The sequence below is a fragment of the Massilia jejuensis genome, assembly GCF_042656795.1.
Lineage (GTDB): Bacteria > Pseudomonadota > Gammaproteobacteria > Burkholderiales > Burkholderiaceae_D > Telluria > Telluria jejuensis.
Map to the genome: position 1 here is coordinate 1 of NZ_JBHSMS010000103.1, position 586 is coordinate 586.

The 586-nt window shown below is 58.9% G+C and carries 1 protein-coding gene; it reads left to right on the plus strand.

Translation table 11 applies throughout. The features are described 5' to 3' along the window. A partial coding sequence (locus ACFPOU_RS23730) for an IS256 family transposase (RefSeq protein ID WP_379727580.1) occupies positions 1-586 on the plus strand: 586 nt, incomplete at both ends.

The window sequence follows — 586 nt, forward strand, 5'->3', positions numbered from 1 at the left end:
CGAACAGACCGAAGGCGCCAAGTTCTGGCTGAAGGTTTTCAACGAACTCAAGAACCGCGGACTGGACGATATCCTGATCGCCGTCGTCGATGGTTTGCGCGGCTTCCCGGAAGCCATTGAGGCCGTGTATCCGCAGGCGCAGATCCAGACCTGCATCGTGCACCTGATCCGCAACTCGACCACGCTTGCAGCTTGGAAGGACCGTAAGGAGCTGGCAGCGGCGCTCAAGCCGATTTACCACGCTGCCAACGCCGAGTTGGCCGAAGCCGCGCTCGACGCCTTTGCTGCCGGGCCATGGGGCACCAAGTTTCCGACCGTAGCTGCGATGTGGCGCCGCCAATGGCAGCAGGTAATTCCGTTCTTCGCTTACCCGCCGGAAGTGCGCACAATTATCTACACGACCAACGCCATCGAAAGCTTGCATATGCGCCTGCGAAAGATCGTCAAGAATCGTGGCCACTTCCCAAGCGATGAAGCCGCGACCAAATTGTTATTCCTGGCCTTGCGCAACATCGAGAAAGATTGGAAGATGCCGCAGCGGACCTGGAAGCAGGCTGCCAACCAGTTCGCCATCATGTTCGGCGAG